Raw genomic sequence first — 21,076 nt, 5'->3', positions numbered from 1 at the left:
TTTCGATCCACACTTCCTCCCCACGCTCGGTCACCCTCACGCAGTTGTGCTTCACTTCGCTCACTGTGGTCAGCTCACGGCGGGACTTTCACCCACAAGAGTGCGCTCATGCTGAGCGCACAACAAAAACGCCGGCTCAAAAGAACCGGCGCTTTTATGAGAGCAGCCTGGCTTAATGCTTGGCAGCCGCCTTGTGCACGTCCGCGGTTGCTTCGGCGCGCGCCTGCTCGGTCTTGGCCGCGGCAGTGGCCTTGTCGGCAGCCGCATCGACCTGGGTCTTGAGCAGCTTCTCGTCCGCCTTGATCATCTTCTTGTCGGCCTTCAGGTTGGCGTCGGCGATCTTCTCTTCGGCCTTGGCAACCGCCTTGGCGCGGTCTTCCGGATCGGCCTTCGCCACCTTCTCGACAGCGTTGGCGTGCGCCTTCACGGCGTCGGCGTGGGCTTCGGCTTTCTTCTCGCTGGCCTTGGCGACTGCCTTGTTCACTTTCTCGTCGGCCTTGGCCGCGGTCTTCACTTCCTTGGCTTCCGCCTTGACGATGTCCTTCTCGGCCTTGGCTTCGGCCTTCACCACGGCGCTGTTGGCGGCCGGGGTGGTGGCGGTCTGGGCGTGGGCGGCGGTGGCGAACAGGCCGGCGATGAGGGTGGCGATCAGTTTGTTCATGGTGATTCCTTTCCGGTGAGTGGTCGCGCAGTGCAGCTTGCGCAAATAATTGTTGTGACGACGAGTCCAGAATACGGACTCACCACTCGCCGGGTCTGTTAGCCAGCCCACTTAGACCCTTGACATTTTGTAAGCAATCTTTACTGTCGAGTTTTCCCCGCATACAGGTCGATGATGTCGCTAATCCCGTCCTGGCACACCGGGCAGAAGGCTTCGCTGCGGTCGAACATCAGGCACTGCATGGCCGGCCGGTAATAGCCTGTGGCTTCGTAATTCGCGCCCTCGAAGGCGCCCACGTCGTGGCGATGCAGCTTGCCCGCAAACAGCGCGTTGGTCGCCTTCAGGTCCTCCATGAACAGCGCATTCATCTCGCTCTCCGGCCGGTTCGCCGCGCGCAGGGCCGCACGCTTCTTCTGGTAGGCGCGCGAGGCTTCCTCGTATTCAGCCTTGGGCCAGGGCGTCGGCAGCGGCGTGCCGGCCTTCACGTGGCGCTTCCACTTGATGTTGGCCGGGTCGCGCAGCGCGGTGACGTTCGGCTCCCAGGGTTCCATGCGCGTGCTGGCGGCCGCGTAGGCGACCGGCGAGGTGTAGTACTCATCGGCCAGGCCGGCGAAGTGGTGGCCGAATTCGTGCACGAACAGGTAGTTGGCCCAGCCGTTGCCGGCCGCCGCGGTGCTGAACTGGCCGAAGATGCCGCCGCCGCCATAGGTCTCGTTGTTGACCAGGATTTCGATGAACTCGTAGGGCGCGTGCTGGGCGATGTCGCGCAGCGCGCGGTTGTCCAGGGTGAGCACGTAGCGCTCGCTGCCGAAGATGTCGTAGCGGGTGCCCAGCGGCGACGCATGATGCACGCCCGTGGATGGACGGCTGATGCCGGATTCGCTCGTGGGCAGCACCAGCGCCCAGACGTTGAAGTCCCTGGCGCGCTCCTTGAAGGGCGAGACCGAGAACAGGTACTGGGTCAGGCGCCGTGCGTCCGCCTCGAACTTCTTCAGTTCCGCGGCAGTGTAGCCGTCACCCATGATCAGGAGGTCGACCTTGTCGGCGGACGGACCGCTCACGTGCACCGGAATCGGCTTGGCGGCCAGGTCCGGCTGCTTCTTGACGACCTCCTGCGCGTCGGCGTCCACCTCGACGCTCCAGGCCACCGAGAACCCGTTGCGCTCGTCACGCTTGAGGATGCGCACATGCACCGGGCGGTCCGGCTTGGGGAAGCGTACCGACTCGTGTCATAATGAGACTATGAACTCATCCGATACGAAAATCACTCCCGGCGCTACCGCCTATAGCTACGTTAGGTTCTCCCGCACTATGCAGAAGAAAGGCCGGAGCCGACTGCGACAGCAAGAAGCGTATGAGGAATGGTGCGCTAAACACGGCGTCATCCCTTCTGACGACAGGTTTTTGGATGAAGGCAAATCAGGGTACACCGGCGACCACGTAGGGCCAAAGGGGCAGCTAAGGCGGTTCCTCGATCTGGTAGAGGATGAGAAGATTCCGAAGGGTTCCTACCTTGTTGTTGAAAGCTTGGACAGGTTGGGCCGTGATAGCGTCGAGAGAGCGCTAGAACGCTTCCTAGGCATCTTGAACGCCGGGGTCAACATCGTGACCTTAATGGACGGTGAGAAGGTGTACTTCGCCGGTAAGACTAAAGGCTCAGACCTGATTATGTCCATCATCGTGATGGAGAGAGCTAACGAGGAATCGGAAACCAAGTCCAAGCGTAGCAAAGACAACTGGCAAGCAGCGTTTGAGAAAGCAAGGAAGGAGAAGAAGCCTGTTGGAAAGCAGGTAGCCTTCTGGCTTGATCTGGTGGAGAAGGATGGGAAGAAGGAGTATGAGCCTAACCCGGTACACACTGAAACCATCAAGCGCATCTTTGATGACTGCATAGCGGGGCATGGCTTCGTAGCTACGGCACGGCGTCTCAATGCTGATAAGCGGGAGACTCAACGGGCCGATAGCTGGGGACCGTCGAGCGTGAGGGACGTACTTGAGAATAAGTGCGTTCTGGGACAATGGGAGCCGAAAGACGGCGGCGGCGTGATCGAAGGCTACTTCCCTCAGATTATCAAGCCTGCTACATGGGAGCTTGCGCACGCTGCAATGGCGAAGCGTAGTAAAGGCGACTACACCCGGCAGACGCCTAACTTCCAAGTGTGGCAGCAAATTGCGTCTTGCTCTGTATGCGGGTCATCCATGAATCTTGTGACGAAGGGCGCACCGCCCTACCGCTACAAGTACCTTTCATGCGCTAACAAGCGTAGGGGACTGTGCGAATCTCTGAATGTCCGAGCCGACAAGAGCGAACTGGTGTACAAGCGGCTTCTGGTAGCTGTCGGAGGTTTGGGCCTCATCCAGACCGACGCGGCAGAGATTACGGACCAGATGGCGCTGGTAGATGCCTCGATTCATGCCGAAGAGACTACACGCGCTCGACACATGAAGAAGCTAACGGAGCCTGATGCAGAAGACTTCCTGTACGAACTGGTTGCCATCGCAAACAAGAATCTCAAGCGACTGAAGGCGGAGCGGGAAGAACTGGAAGCCAAGCATACCGCTCAGACCGTCGCACAGAGCGATAGGGATTGGCTGTTGGCGAATCTTCCACTAACAGAGCGTGATGACCGTCAGCGGGCCAATGCCCTGCTCTGTCGGCTCAATATCAAAGTGCGTATCCGGGGCGGCGATGAAGCTGTGTACACCGCTACTCGGCCAACACAAGTGAGCACTGTAGTGCTTCCGATCCCAGACGATCAGGAGCCGGAGTTCGTCACCCGGACTGTCGAGCGTCCCTTCCTGCAATTCATCGTCAGGGGTGATGACATCATTCCTGTACCGTTATCCGCCGACCAGAGGGAGACGTTGAAGGAGCAGGATGCAGACGGCTCCGAGACGGCTAAGGGGATGGCGTGGCTGTCGGAGAAGCTAGGACCGAAGAAAGTACCGGCCTGAAATTTGAAAAAGGATTTTTCCGGGACATGGCCTGTCGAACGATGGGCCAACAGTCCCAGGAATTAATATCAAGCGAGGGCGAACGCTTTGTTTAACTACTTGTAGCGGCGTCTGTCAAGGATGATCCTCTGATGGCGAATATCGAGGGCCATCCAGCACCATAAAACGCTCAGGAAGGCCATCAGGAGCCTCCATAGGGTGTTTTATTGATGAGTTGGACCCGAGGTGGTCAGATGAGCCATCGAGGCCGCCATGGGCCTATAATTCAGTCTACCGCATTGTTGCAGGATTGCACCTAGCCATTGGCTGTAGCTGCGCATTGAAGAGTAAAATGTGGCACACGTCGTCATCTAAACATCTTAATGCGCAAATACTGGCCTACCCCGGAAGCACCAACCGACACGGTTGAGCAGCTTCTTGCTCGTCGCACTCTTGCAATGGTGTTTAACCATGTGGTCGGCAAGCCTAGTACGGACGGGTTGATTACGCAAACGGCATTCATCGCTGGCACGTTGTCGCTTGGTGAGGCTACAGCCTACGTTCGGTATGCCGAACAGATGATAGTGCTGTGCTCTAACGGAGCAACTAGTTGAGTATGGACACTATGCCTCCCGCACAGCTACGCGTCCTTTTGGTGGAGCGGAACGAAGATGTATGCGAACTCTTCACTAGCTTGCTTGAACGGATGGGCTTCATCGCAGAAGCCGTCAAGACGGGAGCCGAAGCGATGGCAGCAGCTAGGGCAAGGCCACCCCATGCGGTTTATAGCTCGCTCATGCTTGGAGACATGCACGGGTTTGACCTGTGCCGGATGCTACGATCTATGCCTGAGTTAGAACATACCGTATTCGTTGCCTTTACGGGGTATTCGGAGACTAACGTTGTGCAGGAATCGAAGGACGCAGGCTTTGCCTACTACCTGCTAAAACCTGTCAGCTTGGGAGCGATCCTTGCGCCGTTACATTCTATTCCCGGCCTTGAAGAGGACGGAGCCTTGCATGATGCGTATAGAGCTTTCAATAAAGCCCTCCTAGATGCCGAAAGACAACTGAGCAACCAGTAGCGTGAGAATCCCACTGCATTTACATTAGCATTAGGCGTTAAGCCGACGTGTTATCATCTCTGCATGTTTAAGAGAGTGCTACTGGTTGATGGTACTGCCGAAGATGCTGAACTGACGTTCAATGCATTGCATCACTGTGGCATTAAAAACCCAGTGGTGTACGTGGGCGACGGCACGCAAGCCCTTCTCAGTCTTGTAGAAGACCGAGATATAGCAATTGTACTCCTGAACCTTCACACCCATGTTGCCGAAGGCTTCGATCTGTTGAAGCAACTTCGATTCCAACCCCAGTTCGCATCAACGCCGGTGCTCGTTGTCTCGTCCTTTTACGACGAGGCCCACCGCAAACGGGCCGAGCTACTGGGTGCTTCCGGGTACGTGGTGAAGGCATTCGAACCAGAGCGGTTTGCAGACTTGCTATGTGACGCCCTAGCACCATACCGCCACTTGCTTGAGGAAGCTGTATAACTACAGTGCGCGTCTCGGATTACAGCCGAGCTACACTGTAAGGGCTGTTTGCCAAGACTCTCTCGTTCGGCTTTGCCCGGTACTCCCCACCGGGTTTTTTTTCGTATTACGACAGACGGGCCAGCAGGTTGCTTACGTTGGCTTTCGTCCAAGGGCCACCGCGAGCGGTCGAGATGCGACGGGCAGTCAGTTCCTTAGCAATCCCACCGAGGGACACGATGCCAGCAGCAGTAATGTCCTGAATGATCGGCTTGAGGTCGGCTGCAAATGCTTCGGCCTTCGCTTTGATCGTACTTACGGCTGCATCGTTGCCCTTGGCAGCACGGCGGAGGGCTTCGGCTCCGTTCGGGTTGCCCAGCTTCTGGCCGCGAGCCTTGGCAGCTTTCAGGGCTACCGTAGTGCGCTCGGAGATGGCGTGACGTTCCTGTTCGGCCACAAGCGCCATGATGCCAACGGTCAGTTCGTTGGCGTCGGGCATGTCGGCTGCAATGAACTTCACGCCGGAGTCACGCAGGGCCAGCAGGAAGGCCGCATTACGGCTCAGACGGTCAAGTTTAGCGATGACCAAAACGGAGCCGGTAACTTTCGCCAGATGCAGGGCTGCGGCAAGCTGGGGGCGATTGTTATTCTTGCCCGACTCTACTTCTACGAACTCTTTCACGATGGTGGCGTTACGCCCTGTAGCGTAGTCCTGCACCGCCTTACGCTGCGCTTCCAGTCCAAGGCCACTGTCACCCTGACGAGTAGTCGAGACACGCAGGTAAGTTACGATTTTCATATTGTTGGCCTCGTGGTATAAAATTGTCTAACGTCGGTAAGGCAATTATATACCCCCACTGCTGGGTTAACAAGAGCATTGAACTTGATCCCCTTCCCTCGGGGACCGATGGACCGGAAGGGGGACCGGCCTATCAGGTCTGCTAGGTTGACTTCTTCGTCAGCCGTGTCAGCTCGGCCAATACCGCGTCGCCATTGATCTTCGGCTTTCGTGCTACTGCTGCTACTGGCGCTGGCTTCGGTGCTTTCGCATCCGGTGCCCACCATGGCTGTGCTGCTGGTGCCTTCGGTGCTGGCTTCGGTGCTTCCACCGGCTGCGATCCTACCGGCCTCATATGACGTTGCAATTCCTTCTTCATTCTGTTCCTTCGTTTCTGTTTGTGTGATTACTGTTTCCTCTGCTGGTGGGACAGCAGGAGGAAGAGAGGATTTCGTTAGGGCGTCCCTGTACTTCTGTCGCTTGGCCTCTCGCTTGGCAATGTTGCTCAGGAACTCGGAGCCGAAGTAAGTCTCCCGGCCCGGTACGTCTTCCTTAGAGCGTACCTTGAGGAAGTACGTAGCCCACTTGATGCAATCAGCCAGCTTGGCGGGAGTGTTCATCTTGGCGAACATGGCTCCACCATGCATCGGATTCTTCGGTGGCTCGATGCGTATGCTCAGGCTCTTGTCTAATCCGGCTTCCTTGGCCTTCTTGGCCTTACGCTTGATGCGTCGAGCAATGAACCCGCCTTCCCGAACATCTAGTAGGTCTGAGGGGAAGTGCTCTGCTGTCTCAACAATGACAAATGCGTGAGCATGGCTTCCGCCTTTCTCTTCGCCTACCTCATAGGCTCCGATGTACTCTGCTCGGCATTTGGTGCGGATATGACGCATCAAGGCTTTCAGAGTGGCTTGGTACTCGGCCCTGTCTGCCCCGGACAGGATGAACTGGTACAAGATTGCAGTCTTCAAATCATGAGTGTTGAAGAACTGTTGTACGGTGTTCAGCTTACGGCGTGAGTGAAGTCCACCGTTATTGTTACCAGCTAGGATGTCGTTACTGTATTTCTTACGTGGCATCTGATTCTTTCATCGTTACTTCTACCCTCCCTGTAAGGGGGAGGGATAGGGAGAAAGGAGTAACATTGACTAACTTTGTTATTCCTTCTATTTATTAGTTATTGTTTCTTGTTTCTACTTCACTCTTTATTACTGAGAGAGAATTAGCTCGGGATTTGAACCCGGCACAACCTCATTTCCTCCTATGGGAAGAGGTCGAATAACCGGGCAATTCTGCAAATGTTCTAATCCGTCGTTTATCGCGTCTTGAATTTCGTTGCGAGGTCGATCAACCGGCCAATAACAAGCGAACCGGAAACGCCTTGCAGAGAGGCGAGCTTTTTCAAGTTATCCCACTGGTGCGGCTCAAGGTAGACGTATTGACGGTGCAGTTCGGTTCCGTCGTCATAGACAACGCGTTGGCGGCTGGTGCCGGGGACATTGGTTGGCGTAATGGTCATGCGCATTTAGTTTCCTTTTCATTAATCGTGTACAAACGGCAGACGTACGAATAGCGATGGCCCACACTGGGGCTACGTCTGCGGTTTAGGTTGTTGTGCTACAGGGGCCAGAATGGCCTGATGCGCTTCCCAGCCGGGAAGGCGGGGGAGATGGTTACTGCTGGGCTGCTGCTTCGATGCGAGCGCGTTCGGCGGCTACGTCAGCTTTGATTTTCTCGACGGCTGCATTGGCGACTGCTTCGGCTGCTGCAATACGTGCCTCTTGGTCAGCTTGAATCTGTGCTGCGTGGAGTCGTGCAGCTTCATCTTTCACGCGGCGGTCGAACTCGGCTGCCTCCTTGCGCTGTTCGTTGGCGACGCTTTCGGCGGCTCGTTGTGAGGCGAGCGGAAGAGGATTCCCAAGCTGGAGCAGGATCGACATCATGCCGGAGCGCTCGTAATACGTTGGATGCACACCGGGATACAAGTGGTAGCCGTTGCGTGCGTGAATCGTCATCTCTTCTAGAACCTCATGCGCATGACCCAGCAGGGTAATCGAGTCGGGGCGTCGTGCGATTTCTGCCAGTGGTGTAGATTCTTCAATTGTTACTGCTGCTTTCGTTGCCATATTCGTTTTCCTTTAGATTTTGTTCGATTTGATATAACGGGCCAAACGGTCACGCGTGAATGGTAGTCCCGTTGGGGTAGTGAATCCCTGCGAATTAAGATGCTGGGAAATAATGCGCAAGCTGCTACGTCCCCTCAAAATGCGGATCACATTTGAGGTTTTCGTGTAGTAGGCTTCGGTTCTCAATCGACCGCCGAAGGATGGCGGTAGTACGTCTGTTACATTTGTTTCGTCCATAGATATAGCTCCTGTGCTGATAGGATAATTAGTTTGATTCAATTGGGGATTGAAACTGGAAGGGTGGAGCGGGGGAATTGCGGATTCAGGCTCTACAGGTGAAATTGTATACTACGTGTCCTCATCTGTCAAGTTTTTGCCATAGCTAGCCACGCCTGTCAACCACTGTTACAAAAAAGTAGGATCGGCTAATACCGTAAATACGCAGGGGATTTGTCTATGAGACGGAATACGAATTCGTGGCGTTTCGGAGCGAATTTTCGTGCGTGAAAAGAAGAATGAGCGGGGTTCGCTGCTTAGCAATCCGGGGGCTTGACCGAAGGGCCACATTCCGGGCTACCCTGTGGACGCCTGACGCAACAAGAGTCAAACTACCATAGTCTCTTTCGCACATAAGCGCACCGATTCCTGGAAGCTGCGGCTGATCTTGTTGGCTTCTTCCGTCGTGCGCCACTCGCCGAAGACGGTCGAGAAGCCGCGCGAGTACAGCAGGTCGCCGGTCTTCGCGTCGACCACCTCGACCCGGTTCTGGCCGCGGTTGGTCTCGTCGAAGTTGCGCGCCATGTTGCCGGGCCAGGGCAGCGGTTCGATGACGACGCGCTCGAGGGCATACTGGTCGGACAAGGCATTGCCGCTGTGGGTATAGTCGACGCGGACAGTGGCCGGCTGGGCTGCGCAGGCAATGCCGGTGACCAGCGCCAGCGCGGCAGCGAAGAATCGGAGTGGCAGACGGAACATGGTGATCCCCATTCGGTGCGGAAGCTGCATTGTAAAACGGCCGCGGCACTGTCGGAAATGACAGTTGTACCCATCAGGCCCGCGAACTAGAATCGTCTGGATACATAGGAGACGACATGCACCTGTTCAAACGCAGCCTACTTACCGCGCTGGCCCTGGCATCGCCACTGGCGCACGCGGCCCCGCCCGCCGCCTGCAAGCCGGGCCAGGCAATCCACGACAGCGGCTACGTGAAGATCGGCGGCATCGAGCAGTGGATCTCGATCGACGGCGCCGACTGCGCCAAGCCGGCGCTCCTGCTGGTGCATGGCGGCCCGGGCAATCCGCTCTCGGTCTACGAGAACGGTCCGTACGCATCCTGGACCAGGGATTATGTCGTCATCCACTGGGACCAGCGCGCCGCCGGGCTGACCTGGTCGCGCAACGCGCCCGGCGAAGACACGCCCCTGCGCCTGGAGCGAATGCGCGACGACGGCATCGAACTGTCGCGGCACCTGCTCGCACGCCTTGGCAAGCGCAAGCTGGTCCTGCTGGGCAGCTCCTGGGGCTCGATCCTGGGCGGGCACATGGCGGCCAGCAGCCCGGAGCTGTACTGCGCCTGGATGCCGGTGGCGCAGGTCGTCAACAATACCGAGAGCATGCGTGTTTCGCGCGACGCCATCCTGGCGCGCGCCCGTGCGGCGGGGGACGTGGCGACCGTCGAGAAGATCGAGGCGCTCGGCACGCCGCCGTGGACCAACCCGCGCAACTTCGGCATCCTGCGCCGTGCGATCCGCAAGTACGAAGCCATGGTGTCCGATCCGACGCCCGCCGCCTGGCTGGAATGGAAGGCCGCGCGCAGTACCCCGAAGGCGCGTGCCGACTACGAGGCGGCCGAGGACTATTCATACATCCAGTTCATCGGCATGAAGGGCGACGGCATCGCCTCGCTGGTGGACATGGAGCGCCAGGCGGCCAGCTTCAAGATGCCGGTCTACATGGTGCATGGCGACCAGGACCTGCTGGGAACAAAAGAGATCGCGCAACGCTACTTCGACCGGATCTCGGCCCCGCGCAAGCAGCTGGCGATCGTTCCGCGTGCCGGACACGATCCGAACATTCCCCTGATCGATGCCCAGGCGCGCATGCTGGCAAGCCAGCTGGGCGGCCGCTGCGAATGATCCTGCCTCACCGGGCGGCATCGGCCCGGCTGGCGCCGGAACCGCCGTCCGCCACGGTCTCGAGCTGCCGGTACTGGTACAGCGGCCGCTGCACCACGATCGGCCGGATGTCGAGCCGTATGTTGTAGACCGAGTACTGCTCGGTGAACGAGGACTGGTAGCCCACGCTGTCACCCGTGCGGGTGAGCTTGAACTCGAAGCCGAGGTCGGGCTGGATGCCGTTCGGGCTGTCGAGAGAGAGGCCGATGGCGTCAAGCTGGTCGCTGTCGATCAGCTTGGTCATCAGGTCGACCACCGTGCTGTTGCCGAGGATGTCGGCCGAGAACAGCGGTTCGCGGTAATAGGGCCGGGCCGGATCGATCCGGTTGTCCAGCTTGTCGGGCGCGGGCGTGAAGGTCTGGCTGAGCAGGTTGAAGCGGTCGCCGTTGTCCAGGTAGCTCAGGCGCACGTTGCTGACGCTCAGTGGTCCTCCCTTCGGCCCGTCCTGCGGCACCGCCTTCGACAGGTCGACCAGCAGCGCGCCGCGGTAGCCGATCACCTCGACGTCGCGGGCCGGGCCCACCACCATGGCGGTATTCTCGTCGATGCCCAGGCCCAGCTTGTAGCCCTTCTTGAGCATGGCCGGCACCATGCGCGCGAAACGGCCGCGCACCAGGAGGTGCTGGTCGATGAAGACGTCGTCGCCGATGAAGCCGAGGCCGGGCGCGATCTCCTTGCCTTCGTCGATGCCGAGCTTGAGCGTGGCCAGCACCGTCTTGGGGCGACCGAACATGGTGCTGCTCATGATGGCGGCGCCGGCGCTGGAGCCGGCGATCATGCCGCCGCGCCGGTACATGTCCCACAGGGCGTCGAGCATGCGGGTATTGCCGCCGTCCTCGCGGCGCAGCGCACGCGTGATGCGGCCCTGGTCGCCGCCGGCGAAATAGGCGCCGCCGGCCGCGCGTACGGCGCTCGCCAGCGCCGGATCCTCGGCGGCCGCCTGGTAGTCGATGCCGGACAGGCGCACGGCCACCGGCACGAAGAAGGCCCTGGCGCCATAGTGGTTGAAGCGCTCGACCAGGAACTTGCCGGCTTTTTCGGGGCTGGCCGAGGCCGAGGCGAAAACGGCGATGCGGGCGCCCTTGCCGCCCGCCAGCTGGACCATGCGTTCCCACACGGCGGCATTGTCGGCACGCAGTGCCCCACCGATGATGACGAGCGAACCCTTCGGCTCCTTCGGCTGCCCGGCGTCGGCCGCGGCAAGCGGCTGGCTTCCCAGCAAGGCAAACACCAGCAGAGCACGGACGACGGCGCCAAGCATGCGAATCCTCCCGATTCAGACTAATCGTAAGCCTGATTCCAGAAGGGAGTCGCCGTGTTGAGTCTGCTCAGGACAAATATATGTTCGGAAAGTATCGCTCCATGATCGTCTCGGGACGCTGGGGCGCGGTGAAACCGAAGCGCTCGTACAGGCTGTGCGAGTCGCTCGTGTTGAGCGTGAAGCGGCGCAGTTTCTGCAGGCTGGGGTGGCGTAGTACCGCCCCGATCAGCTGCTTGCCGTAGCCGCGGCCGCGGTACTCGGGCACCACGAACACGTCCACCAGGTTGGCGAAGGTGGCGAAATCGGTGATCACGCGTGCAAAAGCGATCTGGCGCCCGTCGAGATAGCCGCCGAAACACAGCGAATTCTCGATGGCACGCTCGACCACCGGACGCGAAATGCCGACTGCCCAGGTGGATTGCTCGCTCAGGAAGCGGTAGATCATGGGAATGTCCAGCCGCGTCTGGTCGGTACTGACCTGGAAGCTCGAATCGTTGGTAATCATGGAAGCTTTGAATATGGCTTAAAAACCAATTCTAGCGCCGTTCTCTTGATGCATAAGTTTCAATTGGACGGCGCTCCCGGGCAGCTCAGCCGTTGCGCAGGTAGCGCTCAGGCAGCTGCAGCTTGGCGTCCTCGGCCTGCCAGATCAGGTTCAGCACGTACCAGCGCTTGCCGTCGTGGATCAGCTGGATGCTGTTGATCCCGCGCATGAACGGCTTGGTCTCATCCTTGGCGCGGCGCGCCTCGTAGGTGCTGAACACGTGGGCGATCTGGCCGAAGGTCTCCGTGGTGCGCGCCTTTTCGGTCTCGAAGAAACCCATGGTGGCGAAGGCCTTGGTGTTGCGGGCGATGTAGTCCTCCGGGCTCATGGCGCGCAAGACGTAGCTGCCGTCCGGACGCGCGACCATCGCGCCCATGCGCCCCTCGGGCGCGAACAGCGAACGCATGCGGTCCCAGTCGCGCGGGGCGCCGGCCGGGCCCGAGATCACGTCGTAGACGGCGGCGATGATGGCGTCGATCGAGGCGACGTCCGCCGCTTTCGCGGCCGGCATGCTTGCCGCCGCCGGCGCGGCTGGTGCGGCCACTGCGGTGGGCGTGGCCGGCGCGGCGGGTGCGGCCTGCTGGGCCAATGCTGCAGGTGCGGCAAACGCGAGTGCCAGGCCGAGTTGGGCCAAACGATGCATGTCTCCCCCTTATTGGAATAGTAAGCACATCATTGCGCATTTAGCGGCGCTTGTCATCCACCTCGGGTGAGGGGGGGGCACAGGCTTTATAATCGTGGGATACCTAACAGGGATCCCACCATGACCGATCAATTCTCCAAGAAAGCCGAAGCCTGGTCCGCGCGCTTCACCGAACCCGTCTCCGACCTCGTCAAGCGCTACACCGCCTCCGTGTTCTTCGACAAGCGCCTGGCGCCCTTCGACATCCAGGGCTCGCTCGCCCATGCCGAGATGCTGGCCGCGCAAGGCATCATCAGTGAACAGGACCGTGCGGAGATCGAGCGCGGCATGGCCCAGATCAAGGGCGAGATCGAGGCCGGCAGCTTCGAGTGGCTGCTCGACCTGGAAGACGTGCACCTGAACATCGAGAAGCGCCTGACCGAACTGGTGGGCGACGCCGGCAAGCGCCTGCACACCGGCCGCTCACGCAACGACCAGGTGGCGACCGACATCCGCCTGTACGTGCGTGCGGCGATCGACGACATCCTCGGCCTGCTCGCCAGCCTGCGCGGCGCGCTGCTTGATCTGGCCGAGCGCCATGCGGACACCATCATGCCGGGCTTCACCCACCTGCAGGTGGCCCAGCCGATCACCTTCGGACACCACATGCTGGCCTACGTCGAGATGTTCGGCCGCGACGCCGAACGCATGCAGGATGCGCGCCGCCGCGTGAACCGCCTGCCGCTGGGCGCGGCCGCGCTGGCCGGCACCACCTTCCCGATCGACCGCCTGCGCGTGGCAAAAACCCTGGGCTTCGAGGACGTGTGCCACAACTCGCTGGACGCCGTGTCGGACCGCGATTTCGCGATCGAATTCACGGCAGCGGCCTCCTTGATCATGATGCACGTGTCGCGCTTCTCGGAAGAGCTGGTCATGTGGATGAGCCCGCGCATCGGCTTCATCGACATCGCCGACCGCTTCTGCACCGGCTCGTCGATCATGCCGCAAAAGAAAAACCCGGACGTGCCGGAACTGGCGCGCGGCAAGACCGGCCGCGTCTACGGCCACCTGAACGGCCTCTTGACCCTGATGAAAGGCCAGCCGCTGGCCTACAACAAGGACAACCAGGAAGACAAGGAACCGCTGTTCGACACCATCGACACCGTCACCGACACCTTGCGCATCTTCGCCGACATGGCAGGCGGCATCACGGTGAAGGCCGAGAACATGCGTGCGGCCGCGCTGCAGGGCTACGCCACCGCGACCGACCTGGCCGATTACCTGGTCAAGAAGGGCCTGCCCTTCCGCGACGCCCACGAAGCGGTGGCGCATGCGGTGCGCGCCTGCGACATCGCCAAGTGCGATTTGTCGGAGATGTCGCTGGAGAAGCTGCGCGAGTTCTCGCCGCTGATCGAGCAGGACGTGTTCGCCGTCTTGACCCTGGAAGGCTCGGTGGCGGCGCGTGACCACGTCGGCGGCACCGCGCCGAACCAGGTGCGGGCGGCGATCGCGCGCGTGCGCAAGCAGCTGGAAGCGTAATCCACCAATGGCCGCGAGTAATTCAGGCCACTGGCCTGAATTACTCGCGGCCGCGCTGCTTCGCTTCCTTCATCAAGACCTTCCACTTCCCGCGCTCGGCAATCCGCTCCAGCGCCGTCTGCTCCGCCCGCCGCACCTCGCGCAAGAGCTTGCGATAGTTCTGCAGGCGATCCGCATCCACCACGTCCCGCACCGCGCATCCGGGCTCGCTCGCATGGCGGCAGTCGCGGAACTGGCAGCCTTCCGCCAGCGCCGCGATGTCGTTGAAGGACAGCTCCAGCTCATCTTCGTGCGCATCCGGCTGCCAGGCGCGCAGGCCGGGCGTATCGATGATGCAGGCCCCGCCCGGACAGCGATGCAGCGAGCGCGCCGTGGTGGTGTGGCGGCCGCGGTCGTCGCCGTGGCGGGTGCCGCCGGTGGCTTGCAGGCTGCCGCTCAGGGCATTGGTGAGCGTGGACTTGCCCACCCCCGAGGACCCGAGCAGCACCAGGGTCTGCCCTGCCCCCAGCCAGGGCGCCAGCACGCCGGCATCATCCTGCTCCGACGGAATCAGGTGCAGCAGCGGCACGTCATCGGGAATGCGCTGGCGCAACTGCGCGATCCTGTGCGCGACCTCGCTGCCGATGTCCGGCTTGGTCAGCACCATCACCGGCCCCACGCCGCAGGCCCGCACCAGCGCGATATAGCGTTCCATCCGGCGCGGATTGAAGTCGTTGTCCAGGCCCATCAGCAGCAGCGCCGTATCCACGTTGCTCGCCAGCACCTGGCTGCCCGACGGGGTGCGCCGCGACAGCCGGGTGAAGGCATCGAGGGTGTGGTCAATCCACCAGTCGCCCAGGCTGTGCGTGGCCAGTACCCAGTCGCCGACCACGGGCTGGCCGCGTGCGTCGAAGCGTGCGTTGCGCGCGGGGAACGCCTCGCGCCCGTCGTCGAGCGTGAGCGCGTCGCGCTGGGCGGAGGTGACGCGGGCAAGTTTGTGCTGCGGCGATGCTGCGGCGAGCTGTGAAACGAAATGCTGCTTGAAGCCGATCCCGTGCAGGGTCGGGAAATCGATGTCGATCATGACGATGTGTTTTCCACTTAATGGCGCAACAGGCGTGCGCGGGCAACCGCGCCAATGGCGCGGCAAAGCAAGAAATGGAAGGTCGGCGCGCTGGCGCGCTTACGACATCGTCGAGATGGACGAAGCGGTCAGGCGGCCGACCGGAGGACGGTATCAGGCTGGTTCATGCGGCGTCTCCTTGGGTCGGTAAATGGATGGCCAGTCTGGCAGCACGCCGCCACGGCGTCAAGGGAGGCGAAGCCTTCAGGCCTTTTGCGCTATGCTGGACGACCCGATTCCACAACGAGAATGCATCCGTGACCCCGACCAACCCCTCCGTCCTGCCCTCGCGCGAATACGCCGCCTTCCTGTTCGACATGGACGGCACCATCCTGACCTCGATCAAGTCCGCCGAGCGGGTCTGGAGCGCATGGGCGCTCCGGCATGGACTCGACCCCGTGACTTTCGTGCCGACCGTGCACGGCAAGCGTACGGAGGACACCATCCGCACCCTCGGCCTGCCCGGCGTCGATCCGGTGGCGGAGGCGCTGGGCATTGCGCTGGCGGAAATCGAGGACGTCGGCGACATCGAGGAAATCGCCGGCGTGGGCCGCTTCCTGGCCAGCCTGCCGACGGACCGCTGGGCCATCGTCACCTCGGCCTCGCGCCCCCTGGCGACGGCGCGCATCGCGGCGGCCGGCCTGCCCCTGCCGCCATTGCTGGTGTCGGCCGACGACGTCAAGCGCGGCAAGCCGAATCCCGATCCCTTCCTGCTGGGCGCGCAAAAGCTGGGCGTGGCGCCGCAGGATTGCCTGGTGTTCGAAGACACGACGATCGGCCTGATGGCTGCGGAAAGCGCGGGCATGGACAGCATCGTCGTGACCGCCACGCACACGCATCCGGTCGAGACGCGTTCGGCCCCGGTGGCGGACTACATGGACCTTGTTGCCGTGCGCACAGAAAGTGGGCTGCTGAAGGTGCAGCGCAAGATCGGTCACTGAAGCGAGGCGTCTTGTCTTGAGGCGATCGACACCCACATCAGAGGTATCGACGACAAACATGGAGGTGCGCATGCACCGCTATCGCAACACGAGCGGCGAATCCGGCGTGGTCGCCTACGACATCGACACCGACTCGATCACCATCCAGTTCACCGGCGGTGACCGCTATCTGTATACCGAACGCAGCGCTGGCGCCGAGAATATTGCCAGGATGCAGGAACTGGCGCGAGAAGGGCGCGGACTGTCGACCTTCGTGAGCCAGCACATCCGCAGCCGCTACGCGCGCAAGCTGAACTGACCCTCAGCCGCGTGGCGGATAAGGGCTGCCGTCCTTGTGCGAATAGGTGTCGGTGGCGCCATCGTAGTGCAGGTCGATGTCGGGATACGTCGCCTGGTCTTCCTTCACGCGCGCGCCGACGCACAGGAAGACCCCCTGCCCCCAGCTGCGGTTGACGAGATGGTGTCCGTTCGGCTTTCCTGCCGGGAAGGCCGCGCAGTCGCCTGCGCGCATCAGGGTCTCGCCTTCGTCGGTGACCAGCACCAGCTCGCCCGACACCACCATCACGAATTCATCCTCATGCGAGTGCCAGTGGCGCTGTGACGAGGCCGCGCCGGGCTGCAGCTCGACCAGATTGACGCCGAACTGGGTCAGGCCGCCGGCGTCACCCAAGGCCTGCCTGGTGCGTCCGTCCACCAGCTCGGCAAACGGTTCGGGGTAGCGCGTACCGCCTACTACGGGAATGCTGCTCAGGTCCAGTCTCGACATGCAGGGTCTCCTTGGTTGGCGGCGGACAGCGTCCTGGCATCCTAGCCGCGTTTCTGTACCAGCGTCAGGATATCGTAACTCGCCACCAGTTCGTCGTGTTGATTCGTCACCTGCACATCCCAGGCCACCACGCCCTGGCCGCGCCCCTGCTCATCGGTACGGTTGCGGTCGACCTTGCGCTTGCAGGTGAGCCTTGCGCGGATGGTGTCGCCGATCGCCACCGGCGCGACGAAGCGCAGGTTGTCCAGGCCGTAGTTGGCCAGTACCGGACCCGGCGCCGGCGACACGAACAGGCCCGCCGCCGCCGACAGCACGAAGTAGCCGTGGGCAATGCGCTTGCCGAACTGGGTGTCCTTGGCCGCGATCTCGTCGAAGTGCATGTAGAAATAGTCGCCCGAGACGCCACCGAAGTTGACGATGTCGGCCTCGCTCACGGTGCGGCGGTGGGTCAGCAGCGAGTGGCCCACTTCCAGGTCTTCGAACCAGCGGCGGAACGGGTGGATCTCGGTTTCCTTGACCGCGCCGCCGCGCACGTATTCGCCGGTGACGGCGCCCAGCATGGTCGGCGAGCCCTGCACCGCGGCGCGCTGCAGGAAGTGTTTCACCGCCCGGATGCCACCCAGCTCCTCGCCGCCGCCGGCACGGCCCGGGCCGCCGTGCTTCAGTTGCGGCAGCGGCGAGCCGTGGCCGGTGGAATCGACGGCCGACTCGCGCTCGAGGATGTGCACGCGCCCGTGCGAGGCGGCGGCGACCGGCACCGCGTGGGCGGCAATCGCCGGGTCCTTGGTCACCAGGGTGGTCACCAGGCTGCCCTTGCCGCGCGCAGCGAGGTGCAGGGCTTCGTCGATGTCGCGGTAGGTCATCATCGTGCTGACCGGGCCGAAGGCTTCGATGTCGTGGACGGCGTCGTTATTCAATGCGTTACGGCACAGCAGCAGGGTCGGCGCGAAGAAGGCGCCGTTGGCACAACCGTCTCCGACCGGGCTGAAACCGTCGCGGGCGCTGAACAGCACTTCGTTGCCGCGCGCGAGCATCTCGACGCGTTCCGAGACGTCGCGGTGCTGGTCCATCGAGGCCAGCGCGCCCATACGCACGCCCTCGACCTTCGGGTTGCCGACCGTGATCCTGGCCAGGCGCTCGCGCAGGCGCGCGCCCACGGCGTCCGCGTGCTGCTCGGGCACGATGACGCGCCGGATCGCGGTGCACTTCTGGCCGGCCTTGCCGGTCATCTCGCGCGCGACTTCCTTCACGAACAGGTCGAATTCCGGGTCGTCCGGCGTCACGTCCGGCGCCAGGATGGCGCAGTTGAGCGAGTCGGCTTCGGCGGTGAACGGGACCGATTCGCGGATCAGGTTCTGGTTCGCCTTCAGCTTGGCGGCGGTGTCGGCCGAGCCGGTGAAGGTGACGGCGTCGAAACCGCCCAGGCGGTCGAGCAGGTCGCCGGTGGAGCCGATGACGAGCTGCAGCGCGCCTTCCGGCAGCAGGCCGGAGTCCATCATCATCTTGACGGTGGCGTGGGTCAGGTAGCTGGTGGCGGTGGCCGGCTTGACGATGCAGGGCATCGCGGCCAGGAAGCTCGGCGCGAATTTTTCCAGCATGCCCCAGATCGGGAAGTTGAAGGCATTGATGTGCACTGCCAGGCCGCCGCGCGGCACCAGGATGTGGGTGCCGGCGAAGCCGCCGCGCTTGCCCAGGGCGATGGCCGGGCCTTCGTGCAGCACGTTCGACGAAGGCAGCTCGCGCGAGCCCATGCTGGCGTAGGCGAACAAGGTGCCGATGCCGCCTTCGACGTCGACCCAGCTGTCCGGACGGGTGGCGCCGGTCAGGTGCGAGATCTCGTACAGTTCTTCCTTGCGCTCCATCATGTAGAGGGCCAGGGCTTTCAGGACCTGGGCGCGCTTCTGGAAGTCGAGCCGCATCAGGGCGGGGATGCCGGTCTTGCGGCCGTAGGTGACGGCTTCGTCGAAATCGATCTTCTCGGCGTGGGTGTGATAGATCAGTTCGTTGTTCAGCGCGCTGTGCAGCGCGGTAGCCGCCTCGGCACCGTGCCAGCGGCCGGCGATCAGGCTTTGCAGGGTTGCGATGTTGCCCATGTTGTTGTCTCCAGTCAGGTATCTCTTCAGGAATCAGGTACTTCACACCAACGCAGCTCTTATCAACGTCATTCCCGCGAAGGCGGGAATCCAAGTTCGCTCCGCAGCCACCAGCTCAAGCTAACGCTGCTCAGACAAAATTGGGTTCCCGCCTACGCGGGAACGACGGTGCAGGGGGTGGTGGTGCAATCAAACTCTCGGTTTATGTCTGCCATCGGGATCGAACGCGATGCCCTTGCGATCCGGCTCGGGTTCAAGCAAGGCCTCGACCTCGCGCATCGTCTGCAGCGAGCGCAGGTTCAGTTCGTGGTACTGGCGCGTCCCGAAGCTCTTCCACTTCACGTCTTCATCGGTGAGCTCGCGCATGATCTTCGCGGGCGTGCCCATCACCATGCTGCGCGGCGGGATGATCATCCCCGCCTTCACGAAGCTCATCGCGGCCACGATCGATTCCTCGCCCACGACCGCCTTGTCCATCACCACCGCATTCATGCCCACCATGGCGTTGCGCTTGACGCGGCAGCCATGCAGTACCGCGCCGTGTCCGATATGGCCGTCGACTTCAACGACCGTGTCCTCGCCCGGGAAGCCGTGCATCACGCAGGTGTCCTGCAGATTGGCGCCCTCTTCCAGGATCAGGCGGCCGAAGTCGCCGCGCAGCGAGGCCAGGGGGCCGATGTAGCAGCGCGGGCCGACGATCACGTCGCCGATCAGCACCGCACTCGGGTGCACGTAGGCCGTAGGATGGACCACCGGCCGCACGCCGTCGATCTCGTACACCTTGACCATGCCTACACCCGCTCGACGATGATCGCGATGCCCTGGCCCACGCCGATGCACATGGTGCACAGGGCGTAGCGGCCCTTGATGCGGTGCAGCTGGTTGACGGCGGTGGTCACCAGGCGCGCGCCGGAGGCGCCCAGCGGGTGGCCGAGGGCGATGGCGCCGCCGTTCGGGTTCACATGCAGCGCGTCGTCCGGCAGGCCGAGGTCGCGCATCACGGCCAGGCCTTGGGCGGCAAAAGCTTCGTTCAGCTCGATCACGTCCATCTGGTCGAGGCGCAGGCCGGTTTGCGCCAGCAGCTTCTTCACGGCCGGCGACGGGCCGAAGCCCATGATGCGCGGCGCCAGGCCGGCGGTGGCCATGCCGACCACGCGGGCGCGCGGGGTCAGGCCGTTGCGTGCGGCGGTGGTCTCGGCAGCCAGCAGCAGCGCGCAGGCGCCGTCGTTCAGGCTCGATGCATTGCCTGCGCTGACCGTCCCGTCGGGCATGACCACGCCCTTCAGCTTCGCCAGCGCTTCCATGCTGGTCTCGCGCGGCTGCTCGTCGGTGTCGAATACGCGCGACTCGCCTTTCTTGGAATGGAGCGTGACCGGCACGATCTCGTCCTTGAAGAAGCCTTCCGCATGGGCACGGGCCCAGCGCTGCTGGCTGCGCAGCGCGAAAGCATCCTGGTCGCCGCGGTTGATGTTGAATTCCACCGCCACGTTCTCGGCGGTCTCCGGCATCGAGTCGATGCCGTATTTCGCTTTCATGAGCGGATTGACGAAGCGCCAGCCGAGAGTGGTGTCCTCGATCCTGGCGGCGCGCGAGAAGGCGCTGTCGGCCTTGGCCATGACGAAGGGTGCGCGGGTCATGCTCTCGACGCCGCCGGCGATGATCAGGCTCGCCTCGCCGGCCTTGATCGCACGCGCGGCGCTGCCGATGGCGTCCATGCCGGAGCCGCACAGGCGGTTGATGGTGTTGGCCGGCACCGCCGAGGGCAGCCCGGCCAGCAGCGCGGCCATGCGGCCGACGTTGCGGTTGTCTTCGCCGGCCTGGTTGGCGCAGCCGTAGAACAGGTCGTCCACCGCGCCCCAGTCCACGTCCTTGTTGCGGGCGATGAGCGCGGCAATGGGCAGCGCACCCAGGTCGTCGGCGCGCACGCTCGACAGCGCGCCGCCGTAGCGGCCGAAGGGGGTGCGGATGGCGTCGCAGATGAATGCGTCAGTCATGGTGTCTCCG

The 21,076-nt window shown here is 62.2% G+C and carries 21 protein-coding genes and 1 pseudogene; 7 read left to right on the top strand and 15 right to left on the bottom strand.

The features are described from left to right. Positions 1 to 172: 172 nt before the first annotated feature. Positions 173 to 661 (bottom strand): hypothetical protein, encoded by a 489-nt coding sequence (locus YWC_RS0111950; protein ID WP_027865583.1) that lies wholly within the window; start codon positions 659 to 661, stop codon positions 173 to 175. Between the two features lie 140 nt (positions 662 to 801). Next, positions 802 to 1,887 (bottom strand): annotated as a pseudogene (locus tag YWC_RS29155) (M64 family metallopeptidase); the annotation flags it as partial. 16 nt (positions 1,888 to 1,903) lie between these two features. On the opposite strand from YWC_RS29155, the gene YWC_RS0111940 reads away from it, so the two are divergent. The 3 genes from YWC_RS0111940 to YWC_RS32075 all read left to right on the top strand — a co-directional run bounded on the left by YWC_RS0111940 (position 1,904) and on the right by YWC_RS32075 (position 5,147). Beyond that, positions 1,904 to 3,616 carry a recombinase family protein gene (locus tag YWC_RS0111940; protein WP_027865582.1) on the top strand — a complete coding sequence of 571 codons (1,713 nt, stop codon included), beginning with the start codon at positions 1,904 to 1,906 and terminating at the stop codon, positions 3,614 to 3,616. A 595-nt stretch (positions 3,617 to 4,211) separates the two neighbouring features. Then, positions 4,212 to 4,679, top strand: a complete 468-nt coding sequence (locus YWC_RS0111930) for a response regulator (RefSeq protein WP_027865581.1) — start codon at positions 4,212 to 4,214, stop codon at positions 4,677 to 4,679. A gap of 63 nt (positions 4,680 to 4,742) precedes the next feature. Next, positions 4,743 to 5,147, top strand: a complete 405-nt coding sequence (locus YWC_RS32075) for a response regulator (protein ID WP_081925998.1) — start codon at positions 4,743 to 4,745, stop codon at positions 5,145 to 5,147. Positions 5,148 to 5,253: 106 nt separating this feature from the next. Here YWC_RS32075 and YWC_RS0111920 read toward each other — a convergent pair whose 3' ends face one another. The 5 genes from YWC_RS0111920 to YWC_RS0111900 form a co-directional block, all read right to left on the bottom strand. Continuing rightward, entirely contained in the window at positions 5,254 to 5,925 is a 672-nt protein-coding gene (locus tag YWC_RS0111920) for a recombinase family protein (RefSeq protein WP_027865579.1), read from the bottom strand. After that, a complete protein-coding gene (locus YWC_RS0111915) occupies positions 5,922 to 6,983 on the bottom strand; it encodes a hypothetical protein (protein ID WP_027865578.1) in 1,062 nt (353 codons plus the stop codon). The genes YWC_RS0111920 and YWC_RS0111915 overlap by 4 nt, the downstream gene beginning before the upstream one ends. A gap of 236 nt (positions 6,984 to 7,219) precedes the next feature. Then, a complete protein-coding gene (locus tag YWC_RS0111910; RefSeq protein ID WP_027865577.1) occupies positions 7,220 to 7,429 on the bottom strand; it encodes a hypothetical protein in 210 nt (69 codons plus the stop codon). A 148-nt stretch (positions 7,430 to 7,577) separates the two neighbouring features. After that, positions 7,578 to 8,030: a hypothetical protein gene (locus YWC_RS32775; protein WP_152570991.1), complete on the bottom strand. Its 453-nt coding sequence runs from the start codon at positions 8,028 to 8,030 to the stop codon at positions 7,578 to 7,580. A gap of 603 nt (positions 8,031 to 8,633) precedes the next feature. Beyond that, on the bottom strand, positions 8,634 to 9,005 hold the full coding sequence (locus tag YWC_RS0111900; protein ID WP_307176031.1) for a peptidase M64 N-terminal domain-containing protein: 372 nt from the start codon (positions 9,003 to 9,005) through the stop codon (positions 8,634 to 8,636). A gap of 116 nt (positions 9,006 to 9,121) precedes the next feature. Here YWC_RS0111900 and YWC_RS29145 point away from each other — a divergent pair, with 116 nt between their 5' ends. Continuing rightward, positions 9,122 to 10,165: an alpha/beta fold hydrolase gene (locus tag YWC_RS29145; RefSeq protein ID WP_036214117.1), complete on the top strand. Its 1,044-nt coding sequence runs from the start codon at positions 9,122 to 9,124 to the stop codon at positions 10,163 to 10,165. A 7-nt stretch (positions 10,166 to 10,172) separates the two neighbouring features. Here the strand turns inward: YWC_RS29145 and YWC_RS29140 are convergent, their stop codons facing one another. The 3 genes from YWC_RS29140 to YWC_RS0111880 form a co-directional block, all read right to left on the bottom strand. Further along, entirely contained in the window at positions 10,173 to 11,465 is a 1,293-nt protein-coding gene (locus YWC_RS29140; protein WP_051306407.1) for a cyanophycinase, read from the bottom strand. A 67-nt stretch (positions 11,466 to 11,532) separates the two neighbouring features. Next, positions 11,533 to 11,970, bottom strand: coding sequence for a GNAT family N-acetyltransferase (locus YWC_RS0111885; protein ID WP_027865575.1), 438 nt, complete (start codon positions 11,968 to 11,970; stop codon positions 11,533 to 11,535). Between the two features lie 85 nt (positions 11,971 to 12,055). Beyond that, on the bottom strand, positions 12,056 to 12,652 hold the full coding sequence (locus YWC_RS0111880; protein WP_027865574.1) for a hypothetical protein: 597 nt from the start codon (positions 12,650 to 12,652) through the stop codon (positions 12,056 to 12,058). Between the two features lie 120 nt (positions 12,653 to 12,772). Between YWC_RS0111880 and argH the strand changes: the two genes are divergently transcribed. After that, the gene (argH, locus tag YWC_RS0111875) at positions 12,773 to 14,170 is read left to right on the top strand and encodes an argininosuccinate lyase (RefSeq protein ID WP_027865573.1); all 1,398 of its coding nucleotides are present in this window, start codon (positions 12,773 to 12,775) and stop codon (positions 14,168 to 14,170) included. A gap of 40 nt (positions 14,171 to 14,210) precedes the next feature. On the opposite strand, the gene rsgA is transcribed toward argH, so the two are convergent. After that, positions 14,211 to 15,233, bottom strand: a complete 1,023-nt coding sequence (gene rsgA / locus YWC_RS0111870; RefSeq protein WP_027865572.1) for a ribosome small subunit-dependent GTPase A — start codon at positions 15,231 to 15,233, stop codon at positions 14,211 to 14,213. A 296-nt stretch (positions 15,234 to 15,529) separates the two neighbouring features. On the opposite strand from rsgA, the gene YWC_RS0111865 reads away from it, so the two are divergent. Continuing rightward, entirely contained in the window at positions 15,530 to 16,213 is a 684-nt protein-coding gene (locus YWC_RS0111865) for an HAD-IA family hydrolase (protein WP_027865571.1), read from the top strand. A gap of 70 nt (positions 16,214 to 16,283) precedes the next feature. Then, complete coding sequence (locus YWC_RS0111860; RefSeq protein WP_027865570.1) at positions 16,284 to 16,511, top strand: hypothetical protein; 228 nt, start codon at positions 16,284 to 16,286, stop codon at positions 16,509 to 16,511. Positions 16,512 to 16,514: 3 nt separating this feature from the next. Here the strand turns inward: YWC_RS0111860 and YWC_RS0111855 are convergent, their stop codons facing one another. The 4 genes from YWC_RS0111855 to pcaF all read right to left on the bottom strand — a co-directional run bounded on the left by YWC_RS0111855 (position 16,515) and on the right by pcaF (position 21,066). Continuing rightward, the gene (locus YWC_RS0111855) at positions 16,515 to 16,979 is read right to left on the bottom strand and encodes a cupin domain-containing protein (RefSeq protein ID WP_027865569.1); all 465 of its coding nucleotides are present in this window, start codon (positions 16,977 to 16,979) and stop codon (positions 16,515 to 16,517) included. A gap of 41 nt (positions 16,980 to 17,020) precedes the next feature. Next, on the bottom strand, positions 17,021 to 19,072 hold the full coding sequence (gene paaZ, locus YWC_RS0111850) for a phenylacetic acid degradation bifunctional protein PaaZ (RefSeq protein WP_027865568.1): 2,052 nt from the start codon (positions 19,070 to 19,072) through the stop codon (positions 17,021 to 17,023). A 189-nt stretch (positions 19,073 to 19,261) separates the two neighbouring features. Next, entirely contained in the window at positions 19,262 to 19,861 is a 600-nt protein-coding gene (paaY, locus tag YWC_RS0111845) for a phenylacetic acid degradation protein PaaY (RefSeq protein ID WP_027865567.1), read from the bottom strand. Between the two features lie 2 nt (positions 19,862 to 19,863). Further along, on the bottom strand, positions 19,864 to 21,066 hold the full coding sequence (gene pcaF / locus YWC_RS0111840; RefSeq protein ID WP_027865566.1) for a 3-oxoadipyl-CoA thiolase: 1,203 nt from the start codon (positions 21,064 to 21,066) through the stop codon (positions 19,864 to 19,866). Between the last annotated feature and the right edge of the window lie 10 nt (positions 21,067 to 21,076).

Source organism: Massilia alkalitolerans DSM 17462 (assembly GCF_000427785.1).
Lineage (GTDB): Bacteria > Pseudomonadota > Gammaproteobacteria > Burkholderiales > Burkholderiaceae_D > Telluria > Telluria alkalitolerans.
The sequence above is the reverse complement of the archived record's forward strand: the minus strand, read 5'-3'. Positions and strand labels throughout refer to the sequence as shown.

What these genes read in the sequence shown, in the direction of transcription:
- YWC_RS0111950 (WP_027865583.1), bottom strand. Translation starts at nt 661, where the DNA reads ATGAACAAACTGATCGCCACCCTCATCGCCGGCCTGTTCGCCACCGCC.
- YWC_RS0111940 (WP_027865582.1), top strand. Translation starts at nt 1,904, where the DNA reads ATGAACTCATCCGATACGAAAATCACTCCCGGCGCTACCGCCTATAGC.
- YWC_RS0111930 (WP_027865581.1), top strand. Translation starts at nt 4,212, where the DNA reads ATGGACACTATGCCTCCCGCACAGCTACGCGTCCTTTTGGTGGAGCGG.
- YWC_RS32075 (WP_081925998.1), top strand. Translation starts at nt 4,743, where the DNA reads ATGTTTAAGAGAGTGCTACTGGTTGATGGTACTGCCGAAGATGCTGAA.
- YWC_RS0111920 (WP_027865579.1), bottom strand. Translation starts at nt 5,925, where the DNA reads ATGAAAATCGTAACTTACCTGCGTGTCTCGACTACTCGTCAGGGTGAC.
- YWC_RS0111915 (WP_027865578.1), bottom strand. Translation starts at nt 6,983, where the DNA reads ATGCCACGTAAGAAATACAGTAACGACATCCTAGCTGGTAACAATAAC.
- YWC_RS0111910 (WP_027865577.1), bottom strand. Translation starts at nt 7,429, where the DNA reads ATGCGCATGACCATTACGCCAACCAATGTCCCCGGCACCAGCCGCCAA.
- YWC_RS32775 (WP_152570991.1), bottom strand. Translation starts at nt 8,030, where the DNA reads ATGGCAACGAAAGCAGCAGTAACAATTGAAGAATCTACACCACTGGCA.
- YWC_RS0111900 (WP_307176031.1), bottom strand. Translation starts at nt 9,005, where the DNA reads ATGTTCCGTCTGCCACTCCGATTCTTCGCTGCCGCGCTGGCGCTGGTC.
- YWC_RS29145 (WP_036214117.1), top strand. Translation starts at nt 9,122, where the DNA reads ATGCACCTGTTCAAACGCAGCCTACTTACCGCGCTGGCCCTGGCATCG.
- YWC_RS29140 (WP_051306407.1), bottom strand. Translation starts at nt 11,465, where the DNA reads ATGCTTGGCGCCGTCGTCCGTGCTCTGCTGGTGTTTGCCTTGCTGGGA.
- YWC_RS0111885 (WP_027865575.1), bottom strand. Translation starts at nt 11,970, where the DNA reads ATGATTACCAACGATTCGAGCTTCCAGGTCAGTACCGACCAGACGCGG.
- YWC_RS0111880 (WP_027865574.1), bottom strand. Translation starts at nt 12,652, where the DNA reads ATGCATCGTTTGGCCCAACTCGGCCTGGCACTCGCGTTTGCCGCACCT.
- argH (WP_027865573.1), top strand. Translation starts at nt 12,773, where the DNA reads ATGACCGATCAATTCTCCAAGAAAGCCGAAGCCTGGTCCGCGCGCTTC.
- rsgA (WP_027865572.1), bottom strand. Translation starts at nt 15,233, where the DNA reads ATGATCGACATCGATTTCCCGACCCTGCACGGGATCGGCTTCAAGCAG.
- YWC_RS0111860 (WP_027865570.1), top strand. Translation starts at nt 16,284, where the DNA reads ATGCACCGCTATCGCAACACGAGCGGCGAATCCGGCGTGGTCGCCTAC.
- YWC_RS0111855 (WP_027865569.1), bottom strand. Translation starts at nt 16,979, where the DNA reads ATGTCGAGACTGGACCTGAGCAGCATTCCCGTAGTAGGCGGTACGCGC.
- paaZ (WP_027865568.1), bottom strand. Translation starts at nt 19,072, where the DNA reads ATGGGCAACATCGCAACCCTGCAAAGCCTGATCGCCGGCCGCTGGCAC.
- paaY (WP_027865567.1), bottom strand. Translation starts at nt 19,861, where the DNA reads ATGGTCAAGGTGTACGAGATCGACGGCGTGCGGCCGGTGGTCCATCCT.
- pcaF (WP_027865566.1), bottom strand. Translation starts at nt 21,066, where the DNA reads ATGACTGACGCATTCATCTGCGACGCCATCCGCACCCCCTTCGGCCGC.